Origin of the sequence: Pseudomonas meliae (genome assembly GCF_001400515.1) — a bacterium.
GTDB lineage: Bacteria > Pseudomonadota > Gammaproteobacteria > Pseudomonadales > Pseudomonadaceae > Aquipseudomonas > Aquipseudomonas amygdali.
In genome coordinates this window covers 1-263 of the sequence record NZ_LJQT01000218.1, presented here as the reverse complement: position 1 = coordinate 263, position 263 = coordinate 1, and the positions used below count along the sequence as shown (strand labels likewise).

General features: G+C 45.6%; 1 protein-coding gene. It reads right to left on the bottom strand.

Features of this window, described 5'->3' with window-relative positions; translation table 11 throughout:
- Positions 1-82: 82 nt before the first annotated feature.
- A partial coding sequence (locus tag ALO64_RS25935) for a hypothetical protein (protein WP_217996273.1) occupies positions 83-263 on the bottom strand: 181 nt, incomplete at its 5' end.

Sequence of the window (263 nt, the reverse complement as noted above, 5' to 3'; positions counted from 1 at the left end):
GGCTTTTTCAGAGGATACCTTGGTGTGTTTGTGGACTTGCTGTGATTAGAGTATCGGCTCGAAAAGCTGCGACATGAACGGGTCATCGCAACAATCGACTGGATAAATGAAGAGATTTATTGGCGTCAAAAAAGTGCAGTTTTTGGTCAAAGAAAAATACATTGACTATAAGTGCACAGATATCTGGAAAAGCGGCCTGCCCGTCAAATTCCGGACAAAGAAAAGCCCGCGATGGGGGAGCGGGCTTAAGAGGGTGTAGACAA